This window comes from Streptosporangium amethystogenes, assembly GCF_000721075.1.
Lineage (GTDB): Bacteria > Actinomycetota > Actinomycetes > Streptosporangiales > Streptosporangiaceae > Streptosporangium > Streptosporangium amethystogenes.
This window is the reverse complement of sequence record NZ_JOEQ01000023.1, coordinates 124,630-149,969: the sequence shown is the minus strand read 5'-3', so window position 1 is coordinate 149,969 and position 25,340 is coordinate 124,630. Positions and strand designations below refer to the sequence as shown.

Annotated in this window: 21 protein-coding genes and 1 pseudogene; 18 read left to right on the top strand and 4 right to left on the bottom strand. The window is 68.9% G+C overall.

The window, feature by feature from the left end; all coding sequences use genetic code 11:
• Window positions 1-79: 79 nt before the first annotated feature.
• The gene (locus IG98_RS0128540) at window positions 80-1,231 is read right to left on the bottom strand and encodes an acyl-CoA dehydrogenase family protein (RefSeq protein WP_030918826.1); all 1,152 of its coding nucleotides are present in this window, start codon (window positions 1,229-1,231) and stop codon (window positions 80-82) included.
• A gap of 164 nt (window positions 1,232-1,395) precedes the next feature.
• Entirely contained in the window at window positions 1,396-2,130 is a 735-nt protein-coding gene (locus tag IG98_RS0128535; protein ID WP_030918823.1) for a hypothetical protein, read from the bottom strand.
• A 326-nt stretch (window positions 2,131-2,456) separates the two neighbouring features.
• Between IG98_RS0128535 and IG98_RS0128530 the strand changes: the two genes are divergently transcribed.
• The 4 genes from IG98_RS0128530 (at window position 2,457) to IG98_RS0128515 (ending at window position 7,052) form a co-directional block, all read left to right on the top strand.
• Entirely contained in the window at window positions 2,457-4,094 is a 1,638-nt protein-coding gene (locus IG98_RS0128530; RefSeq protein WP_030918819.1) for an ABC-F family ATP-binding cassette domain-containing protein, read from the top strand.
• Window positions 4,095-4,180: 86 nt separating this feature from the next.
• Complete coding sequence (locus IG98_RS0128525) at window positions 4,181-5,161, top strand: LacI family DNA-binding transcriptional regulator (protein ID WP_030918816.1); 981 nt, start codon at window positions 4,181-4,183, stop codon at window positions 5,159-5,161.
• A gap of 348 nt (window positions 5,162-5,509) precedes the next feature.
• The gene (locus IG98_RS0128520) at window positions 5,510-6,061 is read left to right on the top strand and encodes a hypothetical protein (protein ID WP_030918814.1); all 552 of its coding nucleotides are present in this window, start codon (window positions 5,510-5,512) and stop codon (window positions 6,059-6,061) included.
• A 265-nt stretch (window positions 6,062-6,326) separates the two neighbouring features.
• Window positions 6,327-7,052 (top strand): hypothetical protein, encoded by a 726-nt coding sequence (locus IG98_RS0128515; protein WP_157594569.1) that lies wholly within the window; start codon window positions 6,327-6,329, stop codon window positions 7,050-7,052.
• A gap of 33 nt (window positions 7,053-7,085) precedes the next feature.
• Here the strand turns inward: IG98_RS0128515 and IG98_RS0128510 are convergent, their stop codons facing one another.
• Window positions 7,086-7,595 carry a hypothetical protein gene (locus tag IG98_RS0128510; RefSeq protein ID WP_030918808.1) on the bottom strand — a complete coding sequence of 170 codons (510 nt, stop codon included), beginning with the start codon at window positions 7,593-7,595 and terminating at the stop codon, window positions 7,086-7,088.
• A 129-nt stretch (window positions 7,596-7,724) separates the two neighbouring features.
• Here IG98_RS0128510 and ppgK point away from each other — a divergent pair, with 129 nt between their 5' ends.
• Window positions 7,725-8,477 (top strand): polyphosphate--glucose phosphotransferase, encoded by a 753-nt coding sequence (ppgK, locus tag IG98_RS0128505; protein ID WP_030918805.1) that lies wholly within the window; start codon window positions 7,725-7,727, stop codon window positions 8,475-8,477.
• Between the two features lie 93 nt (window positions 8,478-8,570).
• On the opposite strand, the gene IG98_RS0128500 is transcribed toward ppgK, so the two are convergent.
• Window positions 8,571-9,560: an LLM class flavin-dependent oxidoreductase gene (locus tag IG98_RS0128500; protein ID WP_030918802.1), complete on the bottom strand. Its 990-nt coding sequence runs from the start codon at window positions 9,558-9,560 to the stop codon at window positions 8,571-8,573.
• Between the two features lie 266 nt (window positions 9,561-9,826).
• Here IG98_RS0128500 and IG98_RS0128495 point away from each other — a divergent pair, with 266 nt between their 5' ends.
• The 13 genes and pseudogenes from IG98_RS0128495 to hrpA all read left to right on the top strand — a co-directional run bounded on the left by IG98_RS0128495 (window position 9,827) and on the right by hrpA (window position 25,197).
• Window positions 9,827-10,558 carry a PIG-L deacetylase family protein gene (locus IG98_RS0128495; protein WP_030918800.1) on the top strand — a complete coding sequence of 244 codons (732 nt, stop codon included), beginning with the start codon at window positions 9,827-9,829 and terminating at the stop codon, window positions 10,556-10,558.
• 10 nt (window positions 10,559-10,568) lie between these two features.
• On the top strand, window positions 10,569-11,270 hold the full coding sequence (locus IG98_RS0128490; protein ID WP_030918797.1) for a 4-carboxy-4-hydroxy-2-oxoadipate aldolase/oxaloacetate decarboxylase: 702 nt from the start codon (window positions 10,569-10,571) through the stop codon (window positions 11,268-11,270).
• Window positions 11,267-12,061, top strand: coding sequence for a DUF1932 domain-containing protein (locus tag IG98_RS0128485; protein WP_030918794.1), 795 nt, complete (start codon window positions 11,267-11,269; stop codon window positions 12,059-12,061). Before IG98_RS0128490 ends, IG98_RS0128485 begins: the two co-directional genes overlap by 4 nt.
• Window positions 12,058-13,149, top strand: a complete 1,092-nt coding sequence (locus tag IG98_RS0128480; protein ID WP_245651750.1) for a 4-oxalomesaconate tautomerase — start codon at window positions 12,058-12,060, stop codon at window positions 13,147-13,149. Before IG98_RS0128485 ends, IG98_RS0128480 begins: the two co-directional genes overlap by 4 nt.
• Before the next feature lie 68 nt (window positions 13,150-13,217).
• Window positions 13,218-14,171, top strand: coding sequence for a VOC family protein (locus IG98_RS0128475; protein ID WP_030918790.1), 954 nt, complete (start codon window positions 13,218-13,220; stop codon window positions 14,169-14,171).
• A 115-nt stretch (window positions 14,172-14,286) separates the two neighbouring features.
• The gene (locus tag IG98_RS0128470) at window positions 14,287-14,955 is read left to right on the top strand and encodes a GntR family transcriptional regulator (RefSeq protein ID WP_051753066.1); all 669 of its coding nucleotides are present in this window, start codon (window positions 14,287-14,289) and stop codon (window positions 14,953-14,955) included.
• Between the two features lie 391 nt (window positions 14,956-15,346).
• A complete protein-coding gene (locus tag IG98_RS0128465) occupies window positions 15,347-16,297 on the top strand; it encodes an ABC transporter substrate-binding protein (RefSeq protein WP_030918776.1) in 951 nt (316 codons plus the stop codon).
• Between the two features lie 2 nt (window positions 16,298-16,299).
• The gene (locus IG98_RS0128460; protein ID WP_030918774.1) at window positions 16,300-17,097 is read left to right on the top strand and encodes an ABC transporter permease; all 798 of its coding nucleotides are present in this window, start codon (window positions 16,300-16,302) and stop codon (window positions 17,095-17,097) included.
• Entirely contained in the window at window positions 17,097-17,882 is a 786-nt protein-coding gene (locus IG98_RS0128455; protein WP_030918772.1) for an ABC transporter permease, read from the top strand. The genes IG98_RS0128460 and IG98_RS0128455 overlap by 1 nt, the downstream gene beginning before the upstream one ends.
• A 1-nt stretch (window position 17,883) precedes the next feature.
• Complete coding sequence (locus IG98_RS0128450; RefSeq protein WP_030918770.1) at window positions 17,884-18,696, top strand: ABC transporter ATP-binding protein; 813 nt, start codon at window positions 17,884-17,886, stop codon at window positions 18,694-18,696.
• 297 nt (window positions 18,697-18,993) lie between these two features.
• Window positions 18,994-19,143, top strand: a pseudogene (locus IG98_RS54640) (cellulose binding domain-containing protein); the annotation flags it as partial.
• Between the two features lie 51 nt (window positions 19,144-19,194).
• Entirely contained in the window at window positions 19,195-21,084 is a 1,890-nt protein-coding gene (locus IG98_RS45425; RefSeq protein ID WP_211264131.1) for a glycoside hydrolase family 6 protein, read from the top strand.
• A 219-nt stretch (window positions 21,085-21,303) separates the two neighbouring features.
• Window positions 21,304-25,197, top strand: coding sequence for an ATP-dependent RNA helicase HrpA (gene hrpA / locus IG98_RS0128435; protein ID WP_030918762.1), 3,894 nt, complete (start codon window positions 21,304-21,306; stop codon window positions 25,195-25,197).
• Window positions 25,198-25,340 lie beyond the last annotated feature (143 nt).

The window sequence follows — 25,340 nt, the reverse complement described above, 5'->3', positions numbered from 1 at the left end:
CCGCCGGTCGGCGCCTCTACCGGGCCGGACACCTCTGCGGGACACCCGCGTCCGGACGGACCCTGACGGCGCCCGCGGCTCAGACGAAGGCGCCGATACCGGTGATCGCCCGCCCCACGATCAGGCTGTTGATCTCACGTGTCCCCTCGTACGAGTAGATCGCCTCGGAGTCGGCCACGAACCGGCCGACGTCGTAGTCGAGGACGATGCCGTTGCCGCCCAGGATCTCCCGCGCCCACCCCACGGCCTCGCGCATCCGTGCCGTGCAGAACGCCTTGGCCATGGCCGAGTGCTCGTCCTTGTAGACGCCCGCGTCCTGAAGTTGTGCCAGCCGCACCACCATGCCCAGCGAGCAGGTGACGTTGCCCAGCATCCGCACGAGCAGGTCCTGTACGAGTTGGAACCCCGCGATCGGCCGCCCGAACTGCTCACGCGTCTTGGCGTACTCCAGTGCGAGCTCGTAGGCGCCCATCATGCAGCCCACCGCCTGCCAGGCCACGCCTCCCCGGGTCTGCCGCAGGATCGTGGCGGTGTCGCGGAAGCCGTTCGCCTTCTCCAGCCGGTTGATCTCCGGCACCAGGCAGTTGGTGAGCGCGATATCGGCGTTCTGCACGGTCCGCAGGGCTATCTTGTTCTCGATCTTCGTCGCGGCGAAGCCGGGCGTGCCCTTCTCCACCACGAATCCCTTGACCTGGCCGTCGGCCTCGTCCTTTGCCCAGACCACGATCAGGTCGGCGAAGGTCGCGTTGCCGATCCAGCGCTTGGCGCCGTTGAGCACCCACACGTCGCCCTCGCGCCTGGCCGTCGTGCGTAGCCCCGCCGCGACGTCGGAACCGCCCTCGGGCTCCGTCAGCGCGAACGCTCCGATCTTCTCCATCGCCGCCATCGGCGGCAGCCACCGTTCCCGCTGCTCGTCCGAGCCCAGCCGGTCGATGCTGCCCATCGCCAGGCCGTTGTGGACGCCGAAGAAAGTGCCCATGGACGGGTCCACCCGATTCATCTCCAGCACCACGAACCCGGTCAGCAGGCTCCGCGCACCCCGATAGGGCAGGCCCGCGATATCGAGTTCGGCGAAATCGGGAATCACCTGGTGGGGGAAGTGCGCGTTGGTCCACGCCTCGTTCGCAATGGGTGCGATCTTGTTCGCCATGAACTCCCGCACCCGGAGCAGGATCTCCTTCTCGTGCTTCTCCAGCAGTTCGGAGTAGTCGTAGAAATCACCGGTCGTCATCGTCGCGGCTTCCCTCCGGTCGTCGTGCCCGCTCACCTGCCCAGGAGGTGGGGGATCAACCGGTGACGCCACTCACAGACCACGGACCGGGCCATCACCGTCGGGAGACGACGGCGGAGGCCCGGGTCGCCCCGGGCCTCCGCTTCGACCGCCGTCAGGCGGGACTACCGGTGGTAGCTGTACACGCGCACCCAGTCGGACCGGCTCCTGCTCTCGGAGAGGTCGTCGGTTCCGTCGAAGATCGCACGGTACTCACCGCTCTTGGTGGCGCGGGCCTTGGCGCGGAACGTGCCCTTCCAGCCGGTGTCGGCGGAGGTCACGTACTTCCACGCACTGGAGCCGCGCTTGCGGAAGTAGATCTCCACCTCCTCGCCCCGCACGTCCCTCCAGCGGCGGTCGTTGACCTGGAGACGACCGGTGAAGTAGACCCAGCGGCCCTTGCGGACGGATTCGGGACTGGCGGAGAACCGGTAGACGCGGGTCTCGGCCTTCTCCTTCTGCTCGTGCTTGACGGAGAAGCTGACCTCGTCGGTGACCTTCTTGCCGTTCTTGTCGTACGCGTCGGCGATCGCGACCCAGCGGCCCTCGAAGTCGGACTCGTCGAAGCTGGTCGTGAAACGCCACAGGTCGCCCTGGTGGAGGATCCGGGGCTCGCGCGCGTCCTGGGTGCGAAGCTGGTCGGAGACCGGCTTGAGACGCAGTTCGACGCGCTCGGCCTCGGTGGTGCGGACCTCGATGGTGACCCTCGTGTCGTCGTCACCCTGCACGACGACCGGATTGGGGTTGATGCTGTCGATGTGCACACTGAGGGCGACTCGCTCCGCGGAGGCCGTTCCGGCGGACATGAGCAGCGAGCCGCTTACGGCTGCGGACAGCAGGCCGATGGCGATTCGTTTCATCAAGATTATTTCCTTTTCTCCCCGTTGGCAGAGACGGTCGGGAGTGACCGCCTCCTCCCTATAAGACGGCCCAGAAGTAAGCGATGTTGCTCAAAGTCCCAAAAAAAATAGCTTTAAGTCTCCGTAAGGTAACGTTTCTCTGAAGGAATGGGCAGGTCAATAGCCGATCGCCACCCCCAGAAAAGTTTTTTCCAGAAAAGGAGATATGTCCGATTTGTCGGGAATAAGGGGTGGGGGGCGTGCGGCGCCCGTCTGGGACGGCTCGCCCTCGAACCAGACATACCGGGCGTGGCGTGGTGGTCGCCGAGGACGGATAACGTTTACGCATGAGTGCCACCATCGTCGCCAAGGACCTGGCCGCCGGACACGGCGACCGAGCGCTTTTCACCGGGCTCGACCTGGTGGTCGCCCCGGGCGATGTCGTCGGCCTGGTCGGGGTGAACGGCGCGGGGAAGTCCACCCTGATGCGGATCCTCGCCGGGCTGCTGCCCCCCGAGCACGGCTCCGTACGGCTCAGCCCGCCCTCGGCGTCGGTCGGCTACCTGCCGCAGGAGCGCGAGCGCCGGGCGGACGAGACGGTCGCGGACTTCCTGGCCCGCCGCACCGGGGTGGCCGCCGCGCAGCGCGCTCTGGACACCGCGACCCAGGGGCTGGTCGAGGGCCGTCCGGGTGCCGACGACGAGTACGCCGCGGGTCTGGAGCGCTGGCTCGCCCTGGGCGGTGCCGACCTGGAGGACCGCGCGGGGGAGGTGGTCGCCGAACTCGGCCTCGCCGTGGAGCTCGACCGGCCGATGACGGCGCTCTCCGGGGGGCAGGCGGCGCGGGCGGGCATGGCCTCCCTGCTGCTCAGCCGCTACGACGTCTTCCTGCTGGACGAGCCCACCAACGATCTCGACCTGGAGGGGCTGGAGCGGCTCGAACGGTTCGTCACCGGTCTGCGCGCCGGAACCGTCCTGGTCAGCCACGACCGCGAGTTCCTGGCCAGGACCGTGAACCGGGTCGTCGAACTCGACCTCGTCCAGCAGTTGATCCGCCTGCACGGCGGTGGTTACGAGGCGTACCTCGCCGAGCGTGAGGTCGCCCGCCGGCACGCCCGCGACGAGTACGAGGAGTACGCCGGCACCGTCGCCGGCCTCAAGCAGCGCGCCGGGGTCCAGCGTGCCTGGATGGAGAAGGGCGTCAAGAACGCGCGGCGCAAGGCACCGGACAATGACAAGGTCGGCCGCAACTTCCGTACCGAGACGACCGAGAAGCAGGCCGCGAAGGCCCGTCAGACCGAGCGGATGATCGAGCGGCTGGAGGAGGTCGAGGAGCCCCGCAAGGAGTGGGAGCTCCGGATGGAGATCGCGGTCGCCCCCCGCTCCGGAGCCGTCGTCGCGACGCTGCGCGGGGCGGTGGCCCGGCGCGGCGCGTTCACTCTCGGTCCGGTGAACCTGCAGATCGGCTGGGCCGACCGGGTGGCGGTCACCGGTGCCAACGGCTCGGGCAAGTCCACGCTGCTCGCCGCGCTTCTGGGCCGGATCCCGCTCCAGGAGGGAGCCGCCTCACTCGGTCCCGGCGTGGTCGTCGGCGAGGTGGACCAGGCGCGCGGGCTGTTCCTCGGTGACGAGCCCCTGGTGGACGCCTTCGGAGCCGCCGTGCCCGACATGGTCCCCGCCGAGGTCCGTACACTACTGGCCAAGTTCGGGCTGCGCGCCGCTCATGTGCCGCGCCCGGCCGCCACCCTGTCACCGGGGGAGCGGACCAGGGCCGCGCTGGCGCTGCTCCAGGCGCGCGGGGTGAACCTGCTCGTGCTCGACGAGCCGACCAACCACCTGGATCTGGCCGCGATCGAACAGCTGGAGTCCGCACTCGCCTCCTATCCCGGTACGCTGCTGCTGGTCACCCATGATCGCCGGATGCTGGACGCGGTGCACACCACCCGGCGCATTCACGTCGACGTCGGCCGGATCACCGAGAGCTGAACGGGACGGTTGTCGGCCCCTTGACTTTTGACGTAAATTTCGCAAGTTTACGCAAATAATTGCTTCCCTTGCCTTATAGTTTCATCATGACGCGACGGCTTGCAGAAGTGGCCAAGAAGGTCGGGATGAGCGAGGCGACGGTCAGCCGCGTGCTCAACGGGAAGCCCGGGGTGTCCGAGGCGACCCGCGAGGCCGTTCTCACCGCGCTCGACGTGCTCGGCTACGAGCGGCCGACCCAGTTGCGGGGGGACAGGGCGAGGCTGGTCGGGCTCGTCCTCCCCGAGCTGCAGAATCCCATCTTTCCCGCTTTCGCCGAGGTGGTCGGCGGGGCGCTGGCTCAGCAGGGGTTCACCTCCGTGTTGTGCACCCGCACGCTGGGCGGCGTCTCCGAGGCGGAGTACGTCGATCTGCTGCTCCAGCAGCAGGTGTCGGGGGTGGTGTTCGCCGGGGGCCTGTTCGCCCAGGCGGACGCCTCACACGAGCACTACGAGTTGCTGCGGGAGCGGCGCCTGCCGACCGTGCTGGTGAACGCCGCGGTCGCGCATCTCGCCTTCCCGCAGGTCTCCTGCGACGACGTGGCCGCCGCCGAGATGGCGCTGGGCCATCTGCGGTCGCTGGGCCACGAGCGGATCGGCATGGTGCTCGGCCCCCCCGATCACGTGCCCTCGCGGCGCAAGCTGGACGCGGCGGGGCTCGATCCGGAGTTCGTGGAGCACACCATGTTCTCCCTGGAAGGTGGGCACGCGGCGACCGCGCGGCTGATCCGCAAGGGCGTGACCGGCGTCATCTGCGCCAGCGACGTGATGGCTCTGGGTGCGATCAGGGCGGCCCGCAGGGCGGGACTCTCCGTGCCCGGTGACGTCTCGGTGATCGGCTATGACGACTCCGCGCTGATGAACTGCACGGACCCGCCGCTGACGACGCTGCGCCAGCCGATCGACGCGATGGGGCGCGCGGTCGTCGATCTCCTCGCTGCCCAGATCGACAAGGCGCTGGTCCCGGCCGACGAGCTGCTGTTCGAGCCCGAGCTGGTGGTCAGGGCCTCGACCGGCCCGGTGAAACGCTGAGGGAACTCGCTGTTTTCACAATCATTTGTCACTAGCTTTCTTATCTGTGTTAAAGGCTTGCGGAAACATGCCTTAAGAGAGGGATTTAGTGTTCAATAATTTCTGAAATTTGCGCCTCAGGTGTTCGCCTCCACTACCGATCGGCCCATTGGAGGGCGATGTGCTCACTCTGGGGCGTCATGGGGCTCGTCTGGCACTTTGGTGGTTGCCGGGTTATCTGTGGGCCGCCTTTTTACCGTTTCGGTCGCGCTGCGTAGTTGCTGATCTCTTAAGGTGATCGCAGCGGGTGTGGAAGATCCATTACTTGCTCATCCCCCCGAAGACTCCGTCATTCGGAAGGAAGAGACCTTGCGTAAGAGATTCGCCGCACTCACCTCGGCCGGGGCGGGCGCCCTGCTGTTCATCCTGGCGGCACCGGCGGTGGCGGTCCCCAGCGCCGACACCATCGTCACGTTCAGCGTGACACCGGGAAGCCTGGACATCACCGCGACGGCCGGTCCGATCAACATCGGCTCCGCCGCGCCCGCCGGCTCGGTCACCGGGCAGATCGGCCCGGTGTCGGTCTCCGACACCCGTGGCGGGGTCACCTCGGCCTGGACCGCGTCGGTGTTCGCCACGGACTTCACCGTCGACGACCTGACCGTTCCCTTCGCCGCGGTGCAGTACTGGTCCGGCCCGGCGACCGCCACCAGCGGTGGCGGCACCTTCGCTCCCGGTCAGCTCACGGCGGGCGACGCCGTCGCGCTGACCGGTACGAAGGATACCGCCGTGACGGCCTTCAGCCATGCCGGGGGCACCGGCGGCAGCACGGCCACCTGGAACCCCAGCCTGATCGTCAACGTCCCCATCACGGCCGAGGTGGGCGCCTACAGCGGGACGGTGACACATCAGGTGGCTTAACCGGCTCGCTGGAGCGTTCATACCGACGCTGCTGGCCGCGCTGTTCTCCAGCGCGGCCGGCGCGAGCCCGGTCACCGCCGACCCTCGGGGCACGATCGGCATCCGCCTCCTTGAGGCGCCGGTCAGCCACCGCAACGACCCGCGCGCGCTCTCCTACATCGTCGACCATCTCCACCCGGGCACCACCATTCAGCGAAAGCTGGAGGTTTCCAACACCTCCAAAAGGACCCAGCGAATCCGCCTGTATCCGGCCAGCGCCGACATCGTGCGGAACACCTTCAGCGCGCCGCCGGGTCAGGTCCGGAACGAGCTGGCGAGCTGGATATCACTCGACCGCCCGTCGATCGACGTGGCACCGGGCGGCAAGGAGGTCGCGCAAGTAAAGATCACAGTGCCGCCCGCCGCCTCGCGTGGCGAGCGGTACGGCGTCGTCTGGGCGGAGAGCGTGGCCGAACCCGACGCCACCAACCCCGTGCGCGTCATCAACCGTGTCGGAATCCGTGTCTACCTCGACATCGGGCCCGGTGGCGACCCGCCCTCGGACTTCCAGATCGAGAAGCTGACACCCATGCGCGGCCCGGACGGTAGTCCGCAGCTGGCGACACTGGTCCGTAACACCGGCAAACGGACGTTGGACATGAGCGGGACGCTCACACTGTCGGACGGGCCGAGTGGCCTGCAGGCCGGGCCCTTTCCCGCCGATCTGGGAGTCACGCTGCTTCCGGGGGCCGCCGCTCCGGTGATCGTGAACCTGGACCCGCAGGTGCCGAACGGCCCCTGGAAGGTGAAGCTGACCCTGATGAGCGGCATGGTGAAACGGGCGGTCACCGCCACCATCACCTTCCCCGCGACGGGCACGGGCCCGTCCGTCACGCCCGATCAGGACTATCTGCCGATGGCGGGGCTGATCGCGGGACTGGTCGTGCTGCCCGCGACGGCACTCGGATTCATGGTGCGCCGCAGGCGCCGGGCCGCCTCCCCGGTGAGCTGACGCTCTCTCCCGGGAGGCGGCTCCGGCCGCCGGTCACTTCGCGACGTAGAGGACCTTCCAGGTGCCCTCGTACAGGCAGTTCAGCGAGGGCTTGGCGGCCTTGGCCTCCGAACAGACCTTCAGTTCGAGCTCGTAGAGGTCGCGCTGGGTGAACGCGAACGACTTCGGAGTGCCGTACGAGCAGTCGACGACACTGCGGTGCTTGAACGGCAGGTTCCCGTCCGCGGTCCGGTAGGTGAGGCGGAAGACCGCCCAGCCGCAGGAGGACCCCTTGGTCAGGTCGTAGACCTTGCCGGAGATCCGGCTCGTCGCGGCGGCCGGGATGTCGGCGTGGTCCTCGCCGGAGACCGTCAGTGAGCCGTGCGTCTTGGCCTTCCGGCCGGGAGCGTACCGGACACCCCACTGGATGGTGCCCTGGGTGGCGCTCTGCGCGGCCGCCGCGTCCTCGGTGGCCGGGCCGGTCGCGGCCTGGGCGGCCACCGGAGTGATCGATATGAGGATGGCGGAGAGGGCGAGTCCCGTCAGGGAACGGGTGATCGTCATGGGAGGGGTTCCTTTCCGGCTGCGATGCCCACAGTGTGAGATGGGCTGCTTTCAACCGGGTTGACCGCCGTCTGCAAACGAGTATCAGCCGCCTATCAGAGGGAAGGGGGACCGGCAGGAGGTGGGCACATGGAAGCGCTGGGAATCGACATCGGCGGGTCGGGGATCAAGGGCGCGCCGGTGGACGTCGCCACGGGGCGGCTGACGCGAGAGCGGTTGCGCATTCCCACACCGAAGCCCGCCAAGCCCAGAGCGGTGGCCGAGGTGGTGGTGCGGATCGTCCGGCACTTCGACTGGGACGGGCCGGTGGGCGTGACCTTTCCCGGAGTCGTGGTCGACGGGGTCGCCGGATCGGCCGCCAACGTGGACAAGGACTGGATCGGCACGAACGTGCGAGAGCTGTTCTCCGCGGAGACCGGCCTGCCGACGACGGTGCTCAACGACGCCGACGCGGCAGGCCTGGCCGAGGTGGAGGCAGGGGCGGCCAGGGGCAGACCGGGGGTGGTCATGCTGCTGACCTTCGGCACCGGGATCGGCAGTGCCCTGCTCATGGACGGCCGGCTGGTGCCCAACACCGAGCTCGGCCACCTGGAGATCAGGGGAAAGGAGGCGGAGAAGCGTGCCTCCGACCACGCGCGGGAGGCACACGATCTCGGCTGGGACGAGTGGGCCGACCGGGTGACCGAGTATCTCGAACACCTTGAGGTGCTTTTCTCTCCCTCGCTGTTCGTCATCGGCGGCGGGGTCAGCAAGAAGGCCGACAGGTTCCTGCCCCGGATCAGGATACGCACCCCGATCGTCCCCGCGGCCCTGCAGAACGAGGCGGGCATCGTGGGCGCGGCCATGGCGGCCCTGCGAAAGCAGCAGAACCAGCCCGCCTAGCGCGAGCCGGGTTTCGGTAGCCCGGCGGTTGACACCGCGCTGCCGCCGGGCTCGACGGGGAGCGGTCCACGCCGCCGTCGAACGTGCCGGATGTCAGGTGGCGAGGAGGCCGCGGGCTTCCGCGAGGAGTTCGAAGGAGCGCAACCAGGCCTTCCGGTCGGGGGAGGCGGAAACGGTGATCAGCTCGTCGGCCTGGAAGTTCTCGGCGAAGCGGTGGAGATAGTCCGTCACCTCGGCCGGGGTCCCGATGGCGGAGTAGGTGGCCATCTGGAGGATCTGCTGCCCCGCGGGGGAGGCGAGGATGCCGTCCGCCTCCTCCGGCGTGAACTTCCGGCCCCGGCCGAGCAGCAGGCTGACCCGGCTGCGCTTCATGGCCAGGAAGTGCTCCTGCGCCTCGGCCGTGGTGTCGGCCGCCAGGACGTTGACGCCGGCGATGACGTACGGGCGATCCAGCTGCCGGGACGGCTTGAACTCGCGCCGGTAGAGCGAGACGGCGTCCTGGAGCGCGTTCGGCGCGAAGTGGGAGGCGAAGGCGTACGGCAGCCCGAGTGCGGCGGCGAGCCTGGCTCCGAACAGGGAGGAGCCGAGGATGTACAGCGGCACGTCGGTGCCCTTGCCCGGCGTCGCGTCGACGCCCGGGATCCGGGACTCGCCGGTCAGGTATCCCTGCAGTTCCAGGACGTCCTGCGGGAAGTCGTCCGCGGCCATCGGGGTGCGGCGCAGGGCCCGTGCGGTCTGCTGGTCACTGCCCGGCGCCCGGCCGAGACCCAGGTCGATACGTCCCGGGTGCAGCGTTTCGAGGGTTCCGTACTGCTCGGCGATGGTCAGTGGGGAGTGGTTGGGGAGCATGACGCCGCCGGCTCCGAGGCGGATCGTCCGGGTGTGCGCGGCCACGTGGGCGATGAGGACGCTGGTCGCCGAGGACGCGATGGTGGGCATGTTGTGGTGCTCCGCGTACCAGATCCGCCGGTAGCCCCACTCCTCCGCGCGCTGGGCCAGGGTCACGCTGGCCCGCAGGCTGTCGGCGGCCGTCTCTCCCTCGCCGATGTGCGCCAGATCAAGGATGGAGAGTGGAGGAGCCATGGGAAGCAAGCCTTTCGTCGCGGGGAGGGAGGAGCGTGCCCTCCTTCGAGTGCTGTTCAACGGCACCGGTGCCGCGGTTATTTCAGCGCCGCCCGCCGGGCGGGCACCGGGATCCACCCGCCCGGTTGTCTGGAAGGATGGTTAGGGATATTGTTGACAATCTCGTAACTAATTACGTTGGCGGCTCGGGCGCCATTCCGGTGGAGTGTTGACGATCAAGCGGACAGCCGGGCCGGGTCGCCGTCTCGGGTATGAGGAGGACGGGTATGCCGACCAAGGGCCCTCTGCTGGTCATCACCGCTCATCCAGGTGATTTCGTCTGGCGTGCGGGTGGGGCCATAGCCCTGGCCACTCGGAGCGGGCAGCGCGCGGTGATCGCCTGTCTCAGCTTCGGCGAGCGCGGTGAGTCCGCCGGCCTGTGGCGCCAGGGACATGGGCTGGAGGAGGTCAAGGCGGTCCGGCGCGAGGAGGGTGAGAAGGCCGCCGCCGCGCTGGGCGCCGAAGTGCGCTTCTTCGACGCCGGTGACTACCCGTTGATCGAGACGCCGGAGCTGACCCGTTCGTTGATCGACCTGTACCGGGGTCTGCAGCCGACCGTCGTGTTGACACACGCGCCGAACGACCCGTACAACATCGATCACCCGGTCGCGGGAGAGATCGCCCGCAAGACGCGAATCCTCGCTCAGGCGCCCGGTGTGCCGGGTGACGGCGAGGTGATCGGGGCTCCTCCGGTGTTCTGTTTCGAGCCGCACCAGCCCGAGGTGTGCGACTTCCGGCCCGACGTCCTGCTGGACATCACGCCGGTGTGGGACCAGAAGCTCGCGGCGATGCGGAGCCTCGGCGCGCAGGGCCACCTGGTGGAGTACTACAGCGATCTGGCACGCCGGCGCGGGGTGCAGGCCAAGCGCAACAGCGGCCCGAACCTGGGACTGCCCGTGGAGACGTTCGCCGAGGCCTACCAGCGGGTCTACCCGCAGGTCACCACAGAGCTGGACTAGGAGGACTCGCGTGGCAGGGCACTATGTCGTACGGAATGTGACGCGTCCCGACCCGGACGTCGTCAAGGGGTTGCGCGAAGCCGGGGTGGCCACGGCGCACGAGGCGGCGGGGCGTACCGGGCTGGTCTCTTCGGATGTCAGCCCCCGCCAGGACGGCGCGGTGATCGCGGGCCCCGCGGTGACGGTGTCGAGCCATCCGGGCGACAACCTGATGATTCACGCGGCCGTGGAGATGTGCCAGGAGGGCGATGTCCTGGTGGTGACGACGACGTCCCCGTCCACCGACGGCATGTTCGGCGACCTGCTCGCCGCGTCCCTGCTCTCCCGCGGCGTGGTGGGGCTCGTGACGGACGCCGGTGTGCGCGACATCGCCGCCCTGCGAGAGATGGGGTTCCCCGTCTGGGCACGCGCCGTCTCGGCGCGGGGCACCGTCAAGGCCACCCCCGGTTCCGTCAACGTGCCCGTCGTCTGCGGTGGTCAGGTGGTGCGGCCCGGCGACGTCGTGGTCGCCGACGATGACGGGGTCATGTGCGTGCCCGCCCGGTCGGCGGCGGAGGTACTGGCCAGGTCACGGGCCCGGATCGCGGCCGAACGGGACAAGCGCGCGGCCCTGCGGTCCGGCGTGCTCGGCGTCGACATGTACGGCCTGCGCGAGCTGCTGACCCGGCTGGGCGTCGAGTACGTCGACGAACACCCCGAGGGTGCCCTGTGAGACCGCGGGTCGCCTTTCTCGGACTCGGTGAGGCCGGCTACGCCATCGCCTCGGGTCTCAGCGACCAGGCGCACGTCACCGGCTTCGACCCCGCCTGGACGGGCCGCCCGGCCGAGTTCACCGCCTCGGCCTCCGCCGCCGAGGCCGTGGCCGGCGCGGACGTGGTCATCGCGCTCACGGCGGCCGTCGACGCGCCCGGCGCGCTGGAGTCCGTTCTCGGCAGGACCACGGACACCGCGATCTACCTCGACCTGTCGACGGCGAGTCCGGATCTCAAACGCGACCTCGCGGCCACCGCGACCGCGCACGGGCTGACCTTCGCCGAGGGGGTCTTGATGGCGCCGGTGCTCCGGCTGCTGGTGAGGACCCCCGTCCTGGCCACGGGCCCCGGTGCCGGGCGGGCCGCCGAGCTGCTCTGCGCCTGCGGGATGGACGTCACCCCGCTCGGTGGGGAGGTCGGCGAGGCGGCGGCGCGCAAGCTGCTGCGCAGCATCGTGGTCAAGGGCCTGACCGCCCTGATGGTCGAGTCGCTGCGGGTGGCGGAGTCACAGGGGCTGGGGCAGTGGTGCTACGACCATCTGGTCGACACCCTGACCGAGCTCGACGGTGACGTGGTCCACAGGCTTCTCGACGGCACCGTGGCGCACAGCGTACGCCGGGTGGCCGAGATGGAGGCGGCAGCCTCGATGGCCAGGGCGGCGGGGGAGCCCGCGGCGATGGCCCTGGCCACCGCCGAGGTCCTGAAGTCGGTGCCCGGCCAGGGGGTTCCACGGTTCGAGACGGCGCCGTGAACACCGTGGAGGAGATCGAGGACGCGGGGATCCGGTGCATGCTGATGCGCGGCGGAACCTCGAAGGGGGCCTACTTCCTCGCGGAGGACCTGCCCGCCGGCCAGGCCCGCCGCGATGACCTGCTGCTCCGGCTGATGGGCTCGCCCGACACCAGGCAGGTCGACGGGATCGGCGGCGGTCACCCGCTGACGAGCAAGGTCGCGGTGGTGTCGCGCTCGGCCGATCCGCGGGCCGACGTCGACTACCTGTTCCTGCAGGTGCAGGTCACCGAGGCCCGGGTCTCGGCACAGCAGACGTGCGGCAACCTACTGGCCGGCGTCGCACCGTTCGCCATCGAGCGCGGACTGATTCCGGTGGACGGCGACACCACCCGGGTGCGCGTCCGGATCGTCAACGGCGGCGGCATGGCCACCGCCACCGTGGACACCCGCGGCGGCCGGGTGAGGTACGCGGGCAGCACACTCATCTCGGGCGTACCCTTCGGCTCGGCACCGGTGACCCTCGATTTCGAGGGCACGGAAGGCTCCGTGTGCGGCAGCCTGCTGCCCACCGGGTCGGTGCGGGACCGGATCGCCGGCGTGGAGGTGACCTGCGTCGACAACGGCATGCCCGTCGTGCTGATGGCCGCCGAGGCGCTCGGGGTGACGGGATACGAGTCGCCGTCCGAACTGGAGGGCGACGCGGCGCTGAGGGCGAAGGTCGAGGAGATTCGCCTCCAGGCGGGCCCGCTCATGGGACTGGGCGACGTGCGCGCGACCACGGTGCCCAAGATGTCGCTGGTGGCCGCCCCCCGCGACGGAGGCGTCATCTCGACCCGGACGTTCATCCCGCACCGGGTCCACACCTCCATCGGAGTGCTGGGAGCGGTCTCGGTCGCCACCGCCGTACTCCTTGAGGGCTCGGTCGCCGCCGAGATCGCGGTGAGCGGGCCACCGGGAGACATCCTGCGGATCGAGCATCCGACCGGCTTCTTCGACACCTCGATCGAGGTGTCGGGTAGCGGAGCGCGGCTGCGCGTGCACCGGTCGGGAGTGCTGCGCACCGCGCGCAAACTCTTCGACGGGCTCACCTGGCCGCGCCGGCCCTGACCACCGGCCCCGCGGCCGTGATTTCCGGCACGAGGCCGCCGCGGGCCCACCTACCCTGAGGAGATCCGATGCAGTCAGAAGCGTTCCGCGACATCGCCCATGTGGGATCCGTCGAGCTTTTCACCTCGGTGCCGGAGGAGACCCGTGACTTCTTCGTCGACCTGATGGCGATGAAGGAGGTCCACCGGGAGGGTGACTCGATCTACCTGCACTCCTGGGACGACTACGAGCGGTACACGGTGAAGGTCACCGGCGCCGACCGGGCCGGCGTCGGCCGTACGTTCCTGCGGGCGGCGAGCTCGCAGGCCCTGCGGCGCCGGGTCGAGGCCGTCGAGAGGGCCGGCTTCGGCGCCGGGTGGAGCGAGTCGGAGTTCGGGCTCGGGCCCGTCTACCTCTTCACCGACCCGGACGGCCACCAGATGGGGCTGTACTACGAGACGGAGCGGTATGTCGCGACCCCGGAGCACCGGCCGTCGTTGAAGAACCAGGCCTCGGCGTTTCCCGGAAGAGGGGCGAACGTCCGGCGCCTGGACCATGTGAACTACCTGGCCGCCGATGTGCCGGCCGCCTCCGGTTTCATGTCCGGCGTGCTCGGGGCCCGGCCCACCGAGCAGATCGTCACCGACGACGGTGAGATCGCCGCCATCTGGTACTCGGTCTGCAACAAGTCCTACGACCTCGTCTACACCTCCGACTGGCGCGGTGCGCGAGGGCGCCTGCACCATGTGGCGTTCGCGACCGACACCCGGGAGGACATCCTGCGGGCAGCCGACGTCTTCCTGGAGGCCGGCATCCACATCGAGACCGGCCCGCACAAGCACGCCATCCAGCAGACGTTCTTCCTCTACGTCTGGGAGCCCGGAGGCAACCGCATCGAGCTGTGCAACGCCGGTGCCCGGCTGATCCTGGCCCCGGACTGGGAGGTCATCACCTGGACCCAGGCCGAGCGGGCCAAGGGCCAGGCATGGGGGCTGAAGACCATCGACTCGTTCCACACCCACGGCACCCCCGTGATCGAGTGATGCGCCCGGCATTCCCGGAGGGCCGAGGGCGTACAGATCATGTCGCCGGCTTCGGAACCTATAATGTTGACGCCTTCAGTTGCCGCCCTACGGTGACCGAAATGGGAGGAAGGTCATGGGAGCGGACGATCTCCAAGATCTGGTCGCGAAGATCCGCCGCTCGGTGCTGACCGGGCAGTTCGCCGCAGGGCAGCGCCTCATCGAATCCGAGCTGTGTGACTTCTACCAGGTCAGCCGGTCCACCGTGCGGCAGGCGCTGCGTGAACTCGTCGCCGACGGCCTGGTCGAGGTGCAGCGCAACAAGGGAGCGCGGGTCCGTATGATCTCCACCGCCGAGGCGGTGGAGATCACCGAGGTGCGGATGGTGCTGGAGGGCCTGCTGGCGGCGAAGGCGGCGGAGCGGGTGACGCCCGAACAGGCCGAGAGACTGCTCGGAATCAAAGAGGCGATGCGCGAAAGGGTGGCGGCACATGACCCGCTGGCCTACTCCGATCTCAACGCCGCACTGCACGCGCTCATCCAGGAGATCGCGGGGCAGTCGACCGTCCGCAACATCCTCGTCCGGCTGCAGGGCCAGCTCGTCCGTCACCAGTTCCGGCTGTCGCTGCAACCCGGGCGGTCCACCGTCTCCCTCGGGCAGCACGAGAAGATCGTCGATGCCATCGTCGCCGGTGACCCGGCCGCTGCCGAGGCCGCGATGCGGGCACACCTACGTGACGTGATCACGCAGATCTCGCGATTCCAGACCCCCGACGTCGACGTGGCGGTGCTCGCCGAGGCCTGATCCGCCGCGTACACCCTCGGGCCTGTTCTCGGTGTCCAGGCCCGCTTCGGCATGCCCGCACGAAGGTCCGCCCAAACTGCTCACAAGCTTGGTTCGCCGTTTGGTGAAAAAATCGTTGACAATCGCGTACATGATTTATAGCGTCGTCCTCATAAAGCAGCCTTATGGTCGGGGAGAGCAGCCGCCGGTCGGTTGTCGTCCCTCAGTGCGGTAGCACCGCTACCGAAACCCGTACGGGTCCGGAGGTTTCCGCGTCGCCGCCCGCCGGTGGACGGTGAGGGAAGACTCGCCCAGCCGACGTGCCTCCCGCGACCACGACGAGCGCCGACGTCAATTCCCCCCAACTTCACCGACGTCCTGGAGAAGTACCGTGATCAGATTCCGTGTAGCCATGGCAGCTGCCTCAGTCCTGTTCCTCGCGGCATGCGGGGGAGGGCAGGCGGGACCGTCGGGCGCACCCGCCGCCGGTGCTTCGTCCGGCCCCACCTCGGTGAAGGTCAGCGTCATCCCCATCGTCGACGTGGCCCCCATCTACCTCGGCGTGGAGCAGGGCTTCTTCGAGGAGGAAGGCCTGAAGCTGGAACTCGCGCCCGCCCAGGGCGGTGCCGCCATCGTGCCCGCCGTCGTCAGCGGTCAGGTGGAGTTCGGGTTCAGCAACCTGACCTCGCTGGTCATCGCCCGTTCCAAGGGACTTCCCCTCAAGGTCGTCGCACCCGGCGCGGGGTCGACGGGGGAGCAGGGCAAGGACTTCGGCGGGGTGGTGGTCAAGGCCGACAGCCCGCTGAAGTCGGCCGCCGACCTGGTCGGCAAGCGCGTCGCGGTCAACACGCTGGGCAACATCAACGACACCACGGTCCGGGCCTCGATCCGGGCCGCCGGCGGAGACCCGAAGAACGTGAACTTCGTCGAGCTGGCCTTCCCGGACATGCTCGCGGCCCTGGAGGCGGGAAACGTCGACGCGGTCCAGATCGTCGAGCCGTTCCTGGCGACCGCGCTGAAGAACGGCGACCGCGTGATCGCGTCGAACTACGTGGACGCCGCTCCCGGGCTGACCATCGCCGGGTACTTCACCTCCGAGCAGACCGCCACCGCCAAGCCCGACCTGGTGAAGCGCTTCACCGCCGCGATGCAGAAGTCGCTGAAGTACGCCACCGACAACCCTGACGCCGCGCGCAAGGTGCTGCTCACGTACACGAAGATTGACTCGGCGCTGACCGGCTCGCTCACGCTCCCGACCTTCCCCGCGGAGATCAACACCAAGTCGCTGGAGACGTTGATCCAGCTCGCTCTGCAGGACGGCCTCATCCAGACCGCGCCGAACGTCAACGAGCTGCTGCCGTGACGATGCGGGGACGGGACGAGGGCCGCCGCCGTCCGTTGCCCGTCTGGCTGCTGGGCCTGATCGGTCTGGCAGGGTTCGTGGCGATCCTGGAACTGGTGCCCAGAGCCGGGCTGGTGGACGAGCGGTTCCTGCCGCCGTTCAGTGACATGCTCTCGGCGTTGGCGGCGCAGGCCGGGACGGCGGAATTCTGGCAGGCCCTGCTGGAGACGTTGCGCGGCTGGGCGATCGGCCTCTCGGTCGCGATGGCGGCGGGTGTGGTGCTCGGGATCCTGATCGGCGGCATCCCGCTGCTGCGGGCGGCGATGACCTCGACAATCGAGTTCCTGCGCCCGATCCCCTCGGTGGCGTTGATCCCGCTGGCCGTGCTCCTGTTCGGCACGGACATGCGCTCGACGCTGCTGCTGGTGGTGTACGCCGCCTTCTGGCAGGTGCTGGTGCAGGTTCTGTACGGGGTGCGGGACGTGGACCCGGTCGCGCGGGAGACCGCGCGCTCGTACCGGTTCAGTCCGCTGACCCAGGTCCGCACGGTGATCTGGCCGACCGCGCTGCCGTACGTGATGACCGGGTTCCGGCTGGGGGCCGCGGTGGCACTGATCCTGGAGATCACCGGTGAGCTGATCATCGGATCCCCCGGGCTCGGCAGGCAGATCGCGGTGGCACAGACCTCGGGTGCGGTGGCGTCGATGTACGCCCTGGTCATCGTGGTCGGTCTGGTGGGTGTGGTGGTCAACGTGATCGCGCGCGCCGGTGAACGCCGGTCGCTGCGTTGGCACCCCTCGATCCGTACGGAGGTGCCGTAGTGAGGGATCCGGGTAGGGGCCTGAGGATTCTGCTGCTACCGGCTCTGCCGGTGCTGCTGGTCGCGACCTGGTGGCTGACGACGGCCGACAGCACGAACTTCTTCTGGCCGCCGCTGGAGCAGATACTTCGCACGTTCGGCGAGACCTGGTTCACCGGCAGGTTCACCGCCGATGTGCTGCCCAGCCTGGCGCGGCTGCTGGTGGGCTACCTGGTGGCCGTGGCGCTGGGGGTGGGGCTGGGCACCGAGATCGGGTCCTGGCGGACGCTGCGGGCCCTGGTGGAGCCGGTCCTGGAGTTCTTCCGGGCGATCCCCGCACCGGTGCTCGTACCGATCCTGATGCTGTTCGCCGGTATCGGGAACGAGATGAAGGTGCTGGTCATCGTTTCCGGATGTGTCTGGCCGGTGCTGCTGAACACGGTGGAGGGAGTGCGCGCCCTGGACGAGGTACTGCGCGACACCGCCCGCTGTTACCGGCTGCGACCCCGATCGAGGCTCGTCCATCTGGTGCTGCGGGGAGCGAGCCCGCAGATCGCCGCCGGAGCGCGGCAGGCACTGTCCATCGGCATCATCCTGATGGTGATCAGTGAGATGTTCGCCGCGAGCAACGGCGTGGGGTTCACCATCATCCAGTTTCAGCGCAGCTTCGCGATCCCGCAGATGTGGACCGGGATCATCATGCTCGGACTGATCGGCGTCGTCCTTTCGGTGATCTTCCGGGCGGTGGAGAGCCGGGCACTGAGCTGGTACACCGGTCTGCGCATGTCGCAACGGACAAAGGGCTGACATGACCACCACACCCATCGGCGCCACCGCGCTGCTCGACGTACGTGACCTGCGCAAGGTGTACAGCGGCGGGAGCCGCAGTGTCGAGGCGGTCCGCAACCTGACCTTCAGCATCGCGCCCGGAGAGCTGGTCTGCATCGTCGGGCCCTCCGGGGCGGGCAAGACCACCCTGCTGAGATGCGTCGCCGGGCTGCTGAACAGCACCGCGGGCGAGGTGGTGCTCGACGGCGAGAAGGTGACCGGCCCGCCCCGCGGAATGGCCGTCGTGTTCCAGGAGTACGGCCGAAGCCTGTTCCCCTGGATGACCGTGCGGCAGAACGTCGAACTCCCGCTGAAGGAGAAGAAGGTCCCCAAGGCCGAACGCCGGCGGCTCGTCGAACAGGCGCTGGAGGCCGTCGGCCTGGCCGACGTCCACAACGCCCACCCCTGGCAGCTGTCGGGCGGCATGCAGCAGCGGGTGGCCATCGCCCGTGCGGTCGCCTACGAGCCGCACATCCTGCTGATGGACGAACCCTTCGCCGCCGTCGACGCGCAGACCCGCGCCGACCTCGAAGATCTCGTCCGCACTCTGTGGCGGCGCCTCGGGGTCACCGTGCTGTTCGTCACCCACGACATCGACGAGTCGGTCTATCTCGGCCAGCGCGTCATCGTGCTGTCCAACTCGCCGACGGTCGTGCTCGAAGAGGTCGCCGTCGACCTGCCGGACGATCGCGACCAGCTCACCACCCGCTCCCTGCCCCGTTTCGCCGAGCTCCGGGCCCATGTCTACGAGCTCATCCAGCGCGCCAAGCGCGGCGACCGCCCCGCGGGCTGAGCAGGCCGGCGCACCGGCCCGGACGGTCTCCTTCCGGCCACGGAGACCGGAGGCGACGCGGCGGGGGCGCCGTCCGGGCGGTCGCGGTGGGCAAGGAGATCCACGCACCATTCCGGACCGGTCGTGAACAGGGCTCTGAAACTTTCATCGGGTTAGAAACCCGTTCGGTGAGGTCAGGGGCCGGGGCGGTCCTAATTCAGGGGCCCCAACGTGCAACAAGCTGTACACACGGGTGAAACATCCGGACTATGGGAGCGCTCCCACCATCGTCCTGGAGATGATCACGTATGAGAGTCAATTCGCGTCGCCACGCCTGGCGTAATCGGGCGGCGACCACGGTGGACCCTCGGGTTCAGCTTCCCGACGACCACCCAGAAGGTCACCCAGGGCTGGAGCGCCACCTGGGCGCAGAGCGGCCAGGCCGCCTCCACCAGCATCGGCTTCAACGGCAGCTGGTCCGGTACCAACCCCAAGCCGAGCTCCTTCACGATCAACGGTGTGGCCTGTGGCGGGACCACCCCCGGCAACCAGCCGCCCACGGTCAGCCTGACCAGCCCCGCCTCGGGCGCCTCCTACCAGAGCGGTGCCGCCGTACCGCTCACGGCGACCGCCAGTGACGACGGCGCGGTCAGCAAGGTCGAGTTCTACGTCGACAACGCGCTGGTCGACACCGACACCACCGCCCCCTATTCCTACTCCGCCACGGGCCTGGCGGCCGGCTCCCACACCGCCAAGGCCAAGGCGTACGACAACGCCTCCCCGGCGCTGTCCACCGAGACCGCCGCGGTCCCCTTCACCGTGGCCGGCACCTCGACCCCGTCGATCGTCGCCTCCCCGACCTCCGTCAGCGTCCCCGAGGGTGGCTCCGCGACCGTCGGCTTCAAGCTCAGCCAGGCACCGAGTGGCGGCGTCACGGTCAACCTGAGCAAGACCGGTGACAGCGACATCACCATCTCGCCCTCCACGCTGAGCTTCACCACCGCCAACTGGAACACGGCGCAGAACGTGACGGTCTCGGCGGCCCAGGACGCAGACCAGACCAACGGCACCGCCACCATCACGGCCGCCGCCAGCGGCTACACCGGCGCCACGGTCACCGCCACCGAGGCCGACGACGACGGCAACCCGCCGGTCGGTCACGTCGACAACCCGTACGCCGACGCCACCGGTTATGTGAACCCCGACTGGTCGGCCAAGGCCGCCGCCGAGCCGGGCGGCAGCGCGGTCGCCAACGTCTCCACCGGTGTGTGGCTGGACCGCATCGCCGCCATCGCCGGCTCCTCCTCGGCCATGGGCCTCCGCGCCCACCTCGACGAGGCGCTCCGCCAGGACGCGGCCAACGGCAGCAAGCCGCTGACGATCCAGTTCGTCATCTACAACCTGCCCAACCGGGACTGCTCGGCGCTGGCCTCCAACGGTGAGCTGCTCATCGCCGAGAACGGCCTGAACCGCTACAAGACCGAGTACATCGACCCGATCGCCGCGATCATGGCCGAGCCCAAGTACGCGGCCCTGCGGATCGTGTCGATCGTCGAGATCGACTCGCTGCCCAACCTGATCACCAACCTCAACTTGGCCAAGTGCCAGGAGGCCAAGGACAGCGGCGCCTACGTCAACGGCGTCCGCTACGCCCTGGACAAGCTGCACGCGATCAGCAACGTCTACACCTACATCGACGCCGGTCACCACGGCTGGCTCGGCTGGGACACCAACTTCGGCCCGTCCGCCGACCTGTTCGCGAGCACCGTCTCCGGCACCGTCAAGGGCTTCGACAGCGTGGACGGCTTCATCACCAACACCGCCAACTACTCGGCTCTCAAGGAGCCGCACTTCACCATCAACACCCTGGTCAACGGCCAGAGCGTCCGCCAGTCCAGCTGGGTCGACTGGAACTTCTACGTCGACGAGCTCTCCTTCGCCCAGGGCTTCCGGAACACGCTCATCCAGAAGGGCTTCAAGTCGAACATCGGCATGCTGATCGACACCTCCCGTAACGGCTGGGGAGGCTCGGCCCGCCCGGCCGCTGCCAGCACCTCCACCGTCGTGAACACCTTCGTCAACGAGTCGAGGGTGGACCGCCGGATCCACGCCGGCAACTGGTGCAACCAGAGCGGTGCCGGTCTGGGCGAGCGCCCGCAGGCCAGCCCCGCCGCCGGTCTGGACGCCTACGTCTGGATCAAGCCCCCGGGTGAGTCCGACGGCTCCAGCAAGGAGATCCCGAACAACGAGGGCAAGGGCTTCGACCGGATGTGCGACCCGACCTACACCGGCAACGCGCGCAACGGCAACAGCATGAGCGGTGCCCTGGCCGACGCGCCGATCTCCGGCCAGTGGTTCTCCGCCCAGTTCCGTCAGCTCCTGCAGAACGCCTACCCGGCGCTCCCGTAGTCCGCTGATCCCGGGCCCCGCCCCCCGCGGGGCCCGACCTGCGAAGCTCCGCCGCCCCCACCGGGGGCGGCGGAGCCGTTCTCTTTTCCGGCGGGGCGGATATTGGGATGCGGGGAGGCGGCGGGTCGGGCAGCATGGACGGTTGGGGCTTCACACGGGGGCCTTCGAAGGGCACGCGTGAGCCGTCAGGCGCGGGCCGAAAGTATCCTGGGTTTCAGTATGGGAACGCCTCCTTTGACATCTCCGCTCTCCGAGCTGCACACCCGCCTGCCCGAGCTCACGCTCCGTGACCAGCGGCGGTTACGACGCAGGCTCGACGGGGCCCGCAAGGTCAGAAACCGGGCCGCGCAGCAGAAGATCACCGCCGAGATCGCCGCCGACATCGAGCGGGCCGAGCGCCGGGTCGCCCGGCGTCGCGCCGGCGTCCCCACGGTCACCTATCCGGAGGCGCTGCCGGTCAGCCAGCGCAAGGACGACATCCTGGAGGCGATCCGCGACAACCAGGTCGTGATCGTCGCCGGCGAGACCGGCTCGGGCAAGACCACCCAGCTGCCGAAGATCTGCCTGGAGCTCGGCCGGGGCGTCAGGGGGCTGATCGGGCACACCCAGCCCCGCCGGATCGCCGCCCGTACCGTGGCCGAGCGCGTCGCCGAGGAGCTCGACACCCCGCTCGGCGACGCCGTGGGCTACAAGGTGCGCTTCACCGACCAGGTGAGCGACGGCACGCTCGTCAAGGTCATGACGGACGGCATCCTGCTGGCCGAGCTGCAGAACGACCGCGACCTCGACCAGTACGACACGCTGATTATCGACGAGGCGCACGAGCGCAGCCTCAACATCGACTTCATCCTGGGCTACCTCAAGCAACTCCTGCCGCGCCGCCCCGACCTGAAGGTGATCATCACCTCGGCGACCATCGACCCCGAGCGCTTCTCCAAGCACTTCGGCGACGCGCCGATCGTGGAGGTCTCCGGCCGGACCTACCCCGTCGAGGTGCGTTACCGGCCGATCGCCGAGGACGACGACCAGATCCAGGCGATCGGCAACGCCGTCGACGAGCTGTGCGCCGAGGGACCCGGCGACATCCTGGTCTTCCTCAGCGGCGAGCGGGAGATCCGCGACACCGCCGAGGCGCTCGCCAAGCGCAAGGACGCCGAGATCCTGCCGCTGTACGCCAGACTGTCCGCCGCCGAGCAGCACAAGGTCTTCCAGCGGCACACCAGGCGCCGGGTCGTGCTGGCCACCAACGTGGCCGAGACCTCGCTGACCGTGCCCGGCATCAAGTACGTGGTCGACCCCGGATTCGCCCGCATCTCCCGCTACAGCCACCGCACCAAGGTCCAGCGCCTCCCCATCGAGGCGATCTCCCAGGCCTCGGCCAACCAGCGCAAGGGCCGCTGCGGCCGGGTCTCCGACGGCATCTGCATCCGGCTGTACGAGGAGGACGACTTCGTCACCCGGCCGGAGTTCACCGACCCGGAGATCCTCCGTACCAACCTCGCCTCGGTCATCCTGCAGATGACCTCGATCGGCCTGGGCGACATCGGGGCCTTCCCGTTCGTCGAGCCGCCCGACCAGCGCCAGGTCAGGGACGGCTACGACCTGCTCCAGGAACTGGGCGCCTTCGACCAGGGGCGGCAGATGACCCCGCTCGGCCGCAAGCTGGCCGGGCTTCCCGTCGACCCGCGACTGGCCCGCATGGTGCTGGAGGCCGACCACAACGGCTGCGTCCGCGAGGTCATGGTCATCGCCTCCGCCCTGTCGATCCAGGACCCGCGCGAGCGCCCGGCCGACAAGCAGCAGGCCGCCGACGACAAGCACCGCCGGTTCGCCGACAAGGAGTCCGACTTCGTCTCGTACCTGAACCTGTGGAACTACCTGCAGGAGCAGCAGAAGGAGCTCTCCTCCAGCGCGTTCCGGCGCCTGTGCAAGGCGGAGTTCCTCAACTACCTGCGGGTCCGCGAGTGGCAGGACGTCTACGGCCAGCTACGCCAGATGTCGAAGACCCTCGGCATCGCCCTCAACAGCACCCCCGGCGACGAGCAGAGGATCCACATCTCCCTGCTCTCCGGCCTGCTCTCCCACGTCGGCGTCAAGGACATCGACAAGAAGACCGCGGAGCCCGGCGCCCGCCGCGGCGCGAACGAGCCGCGCAGGCCGATGACCGAGTACGTCGGCGCGCGCAACGCCCGGTTCGCGATCTTCCCGGGTTCCGCGCTCGCCAAGAAGCAGCCGCTCTGGGTGATGTCCGCCGAGCTGGTGGAGACCTCCCGGCTCTGGGCCCGGGTCAACGCCAAGATCGAACCCGAGTGGGTCGAGCCGCTCGCCGCGCACCTGATCAAACGCACCTACTCCGAGCCGCACTGGGAGAAGAAGCAGGGCTCGGTGATGGCGTACGAGAAGGTCACCCTGTACGGGGTGCCGATCGTGGCCCAGCGCAAGGTCAACTACGGCCGCATCGACCCCGAGCTGAGCCGGGAGCTGTTCATCCGGCACGCCCTGGTCGAGGGCGACTGGGAGACCCATCACGCCTTCTTCGCCGAGAACCGCAAGCTCCTCGAAGAGGTCGAGGAACTGGAGGAGCGGGCCAGGCGCCGCGACATCCTCGTCGACGACGAGACCCTGTTCGACTTCTACGACCAGCGCGTTCCCGCCGACGTCGTCTCCGGCCGGCACTTCGACTCCTGGTGGAAGAAGGCCCGCGCCGACCAGCCCGACCTGCTCAGCTTCGAGAAGTCGATGCTGATCAGCGAGTCGGCCGGCGACGTCAGCCGGCGCGACTACCCCGACGTGTGGCGCCAGGGCGGCCTGCGCTTCCCGCTGACGTACCAGTTCGAGCCCGGCACCGACGCCGACGGCGTCACCGCGCACATCCCGCTCGCGCTGCTCAACCAGGTCAACGTCGAAGGGTTCGACTGGCAGATCCCCGGACTGCGCGAGGAGTTGCTCACCGCGCTCATCCGCAGCCTGCCCAAGAACATCCGGCGCAACTTCGTCCCCGCCCCCAACTACGCCAAGAAGGTCCTGGAGCGGGCCGAGCCCACCCAGGAGCCGCTGCTCGCGGTGCTGGAGCGCGAGCTGCTCAACCTGACCGGCTTCCAGGTGACCCGCGAGAACTGGCAGCCGGACCTGGTCCCCGACCACCTCAAGATCACCTTCCGGGTGATCGACGGCCGCAAGCAGAAGCTGGCCGAGAGCAAGGACCTGGCCGACCTCAAGCGGCGCCTCGCCCCCAAACTCCGCCAGACCCTCTCCAAGGCCGCCGACGGCCTGGAGAGAACCGGTCTGACGGGGTGGACCGTGGGCGCGCTGCCCAAGACGTTCGAGCAGCGCAGGATGAAGGCCTATCCGGCACTCGCCGACGAGGGCGCCACCGTGGCGGTACGAATGTTCGAGACCGAGGCCGAGCAGCGCCGGGCCATGTGGGAGGGCACCCGCAGGCTGCTGCTGCTCAACACCCCGTCCCCGGCCAAATGGGTGCTCGGCCGCCTCGGCAACCAGTCCAAGCTCGCCCTGAGCCGGAGCCCGCACGCCGGCGCCGTCGCCCTCTTCGACGACTGCATCGCCTGCGCCGCCGACCATCTCATGAACGAGTACGGCGGGCCGGTCTGGGAGGAGTCCGCCTTCACCGCCCTGCGCGACAAGGTGCGCGCCGAACTCTTCGACACCACGGCAGAGGTGGTGGCCAGGGTCGAGAGCATCCTCAAGGTCTGGCACACCGTCTCGACGCTGCTGCCCGAGTCCCGCTCGACGCCCGCGATCGAGGACATCCGCGACCAGGTGGCCAACCTGGTCTACCCGGGCTTCGTCACCGAGACCGGCCACAAGCGCCTGCCCGACCTGCTCCGCTATCTCAAGGGAGCCGAGCGGCGGCTGGAGAAGGTGCACGAGGACGCGTTCCGCGACGGGGAGCGGATGGACAAGGTGCACGACATCGAGGACGACTACCACGAGCTGGTCGAGAAGCTCCCCCCGGCCCGCCGCTCCGACGACGACGTCCGGCAGATCCGCTGGATGATCGAGGAGCTCAGGGTCAGCTACTTCGCCCAGACCCTTGGCACCCCGTACTCGATCTCCGACAAGCGCATCCGCAAGGCGATGGAGAAACTCTGAGCCGGTTCGCCCGCCTGGGCGGGGGAGCGGCTGTCGTGCCACAGTGCTGTGCACCGCAACGCGGTCGTCTTCAGCGGGTCCCCGGGACTGTGGCATTCGGGCAGACCTCCCGGTAGGACGATTCGGGGATCAGCCTTGTCCAC

Excerpts from the sequence above, each read along its gene's own strand:
- IG98_RS0128540 (WP_030918826.1), bottom strand. The coding sequence starts at position 1,231 with ATGACGACCGGTGATTTCTACGACTACTCCGAACTGCTGGAGAAGCAC.
- IG98_RS0128535 (WP_030918823.1), bottom strand. The coding sequence starts at position 2,130 with ATGAAACGAATCGCCATCGGCCTGCTGTCCGCAGCCGTAAGCGGCTCG.
- IG98_RS0128530 (WP_030918819.1), top strand. The coding sequence starts at position 2,457 with ATGAGTGCCACCATCGTCGCCAAGGACCTGGCCGCCGGACACGGCGAC.
- IG98_RS0128525 (WP_030918816.1), top strand. The coding sequence starts at position 4,181 with ATGACGCGACGGCTTGCAGAAGTGGCCAAGAAGGTCGGGATGAGCGAG.
- IG98_RS0128510 (WP_030918808.1), bottom strand. The coding sequence starts at position 7,595 with ATGACGATCACCCGTTCCCTGACGGGACTCGCCCTCTCCGCCATCCTC.
- ppgK (WP_030918805.1), top strand. The coding sequence starts at position 7,725 with ATGGAAGCGCTGGGAATCGACATCGGCGGGTCGGGGATCAAGGGCGCG.
- IG98_RS0128500 (WP_030918802.1), bottom strand. The coding sequence starts at position 9,560 with ATGGCTCCTCCACTCTCCATCCTTGATCTGGCGCACATCGGCGAGGGA.
- IG98_RS0128495 (WP_030918800.1), top strand. The coding sequence starts at position 9,827 with ATGCCGACCAAGGGCCCTCTGCTGGTCATCACCGCTCATCCAGGTGAT.
- IG98_RS0128475 (WP_030918790.1), top strand. The coding sequence starts at position 13,218 with ATGCAGTCAGAAGCGTTCCGCGACATCGCCCATGTGGGATCCGTCGAG.
- IG98_RS0128470 (WP_051753066.1), top strand. The coding sequence starts at position 14,287 with ATGGGAGCGGACGATCTCCAAGATCTGGTCGCGAAGATCCGCCGCTCG.
- IG98_RS0128465 (WP_030918776.1), top strand. The coding sequence starts at position 15,347 with ATGGCAGCTGCCTCAGTCCTGTTCCTCGCGGCATGCGGGGGAGGGCAG.
- IG98_RS0128460 (WP_030918774.1), top strand. The coding sequence starts at position 16,300 with ATGCGGGGACGGGACGAGGGCCGCCGCCGTCCGTTGCCCGTCTGGCTG.
- IG98_RS0128450 (WP_030918770.1), top strand. The coding sequence starts at position 17,884 with ATGACCACCACACCCATCGGCGCCACCGCGCTGCTCGACGTACGTGAC.
- hrpA (WP_030918762.1), top strand. The coding sequence starts at position 21,304 with ATGGGAACGCCTCCTTTGACATCTCCGCTCTCCGAGCTGCACACCCGC.